Annotated in this window: 1 protein-coding gene and 1 pseudogene; one reads left to right on the top strand and one right to left on the bottom strand. The window is 42.0% G+C overall.

Translation table 11 applies throughout. The features are described from left to right. Positions 1-55: 55 nt before the first annotated feature. Entirely contained in the window at positions 56-2,296 is a 2,241-nt protein-coding gene (gene pflB / locus PHO43_RS09635; protein ID WP_045089126.1) for a formate C-acetyltransferase, read from the bottom strand. 366 nt (positions 2,297-2,662) lie between these two features. Here pflB and PHO43_RS09825 point away from each other — a divergent pair. Continuing rightward, positions 2,663-2,742, top strand: a pseudogene (locus tag PHO43_RS09825) (BT0820 family HAD-type phosphatase); the annotation flags it as partial.

Genomic DNA, 2,742 nt, shown 5'->3' with positions numbered 1-2,742 from the left:
AAAAAAACATTGCTCCCCGAAAATCAGGGAGCAAGTTACCAAATAAATATAAATATTATAGAGACTGATTGATAGTCCTTGAAATAACATCAAGCTGCTGTTCACGAGTAAGCTTAATGAAATTCACAGCATAACCCGAAACGCGGATAGTAAGCTGCGGATACTTCTCAGGATGATCCATCGCATCAAGAAGCAGATCCTTGTCAAACACATTCACATTAAGGTGCTGACCACCATCAGCGGTGAAATAGCCATCAAGCAGGTTAACCATATTATTAACCCTCATATCAGTATCTTTTCCAAGAGAACCCGGCGATACAGCAAAAGTATATGAGATACCATCATGAGCATGCTGGAAAGGAAGCTTAGCAACAGATGCAAGAGCCGCAACAGCACCCTTAGAGTCTCTTCCGTTCATAGGATTAGCACCCGGAGCAAAAGGAGTACCTGCAGGTCTGCCATCAGGAGTAGAACCAGTCTTCTTACCATAAACCACGTTAGAGGTGATGGTCAGGATCGACTGTGAAGTGATGGCATTTCTGTAAGTCTCATGTTGACGCAGATAACCCATAAACTTCTTCACAATATCCACTGCGATCTGGTCGGTCCTGTCATCATTGTTACCAAAAGGAACATAATCACCCTCACGTTCAAAGTCAACAGCAATACCACGCTCATCACGAATCACCTTCACCTTAGTATCACGTATTGCAGCAAGTGAGTCAGCCACAATTGAAAGTCCCGCAATACCGGTAGCCATGATCCTCTGAACATTACCATCATGCAGAGCCATCTCAAACGCTTCGTATGCATACTTATCATGCATGTAGTGAATAATCTTCAGTGCATTCACATACACCTTGGCCAGCCAACGCATAGTCTGCTCAAACTTCTCCATCACCTCGTCATAATCAAGATATTCCGAAGTGATAGCCTCAAACTTAGGAGCCACCTGAACACCCGACTTCTCATCCACGCCACCATTTATTGCATAGAGCAAGCACTTAGCCAGGTTGGCACGAGCACCAAACAGCTGCATCTGCTTACCAATTCTCATTGGCGATACACAGCAGGCAATACCGTAGTCGTCACCATAATCAGGACGCATCAGATCGTCATTCTCATACTGAATAGCAGAAGTCTCCACCGACACCTTAGCACAGAACTTCTTCCAGTTCTCAGGAGCGCTCTGCGACCACAATACAGTCAGGTTTGGCTCAGGAGCCGGTCCCAGGTTATACAGCGTATGCAGATAGCGGAAAGATGTACGGGTTACAAGCGTCTTACCCTCAATATTCTGTCCCCCCAGCGATTCAGTCACCCACACAGGGTCACCCGAGAACAGCTCATTATATTCCGGAGTACGAAGGAAACGCACAATACGCAGCTTGATAATCATCTGATCGATAAGCTCCTGCGCTTCACTTTCAGTAATCACTCCCTCTTTAAGATCCTTCTCAATATATATATCCAGGAAAGTAGAAGTACGTCCAATCGACATAGCAGCACCATCCTGATCCTTCACAGCAGCCAGGTAAGCAAGATACAAGAACTGAACAGCCTCATGAGCGTTCCTTGCAGGCTGCGAAACATCAAAACCATAGCTCTGGCACATCTTCTCAAACTTCTGCAGAGCCTTTATCTGGTCGGTAACCTCCTCACGGCTTCTGATAACATTCTCATTAAACTCCTGAATATCCAGCTGTTTCTGGAAAGCCTTTCTCTCCTTAATCAGGATAGCAGTACCATAAAGAGGCACACGACGATAGTCACCAATAATTCTTCCGCGACCGTAAGCGTCAGGCAGTCCGGTTATAATTCCCGATTTTCTTGCAGCCAGTATCTCATCATTATATGCAGAGAAAACACCCTCGTTGTGAGTCTTCCTATATCTTGTGTAAATATCCTTAGTAAGCGGATCCAGCTCATAACCATAAGCAGTAAGTGAGTTTTCCACCATTCTGATACCACCTTTAGGGAAAATACCCCTCTTCAGTGGAGCATCAGTCTGCAAACCCACAATCACCTCATTATCCTTATCAATATATCCCGGTCCGTATGTATCAATCTCCTGCGGAAGCTTAGTTTCGGCATCATAAACACCCTTAGCCTGCTCTTCCTTGAACATCTCTGTAAGCTTGTTCCACACCTTCTTCGTGCGTTCAGTAGAAGAAACAAGAAAACTATCATCACCCTCATAAGGTGTGTAGTTATTCATGATAAAATCCCTTACGTTAATCTCTTTTCTCCATAGGTCGCCTTTGAAACCTTTCCATGCCTCGTTATTACTATCCATGATAAACTTTAGTTTGATGTTATATATTTAAATATCAGGATATTAAATTAAACTCATTAGGTTGGGTAAGTTGATCAATGCTGTGGTTTTTAAAAAAATCGGATGCGAATTCTATAAATAAAAAACGAATCGATAACCTCGATAATCTTTGATAACCTAAATCAAATAACATAAAATCCCGATTTGAGGCTGCAAAGATAACTCTAAAATCCTGAATAAAGAAATATTTCCTTAATTAAAACCGCATTTTTTATTGTAAATTATACAATTAATATGTCGCTATTATTTCAATATAATCTCTCATAATCTCTCATGGTAATATTTATTTCGTATATTTGTCCGAATTACAAAAACGGAAAACTGATTATGATTATAGCCGTAGACTTCGATGGTACTATTGTGGAACATGAATACCCGGCCATTGGTAAGCCAATACCTTTTGCTAT

The sequence above is a fragment of the Lascolabacillus sp. genome, assembly GCF_028696275.1.
Classification (GTDB): Bacteria; Bacteroidota; Bacteroidia; order Bacteroidales; family Dysgonomonadaceae; genus Proteiniphilum; species Proteiniphilum massiliensis.
Note: the sequence above shows the minus strand (reverse complement) of the source record. Positions and strands in the feature narration are given on the sequence as shown.

What these genes read in the sequence shown, in the direction of transcription:
- pflB (WP_045089126.1), bottom strand. Translation starts at nt 2,296, where the DNA reads ATGGATAGTAATAACGAGGCATGGAAAGGTTTCAAAGGCGACCTATGG.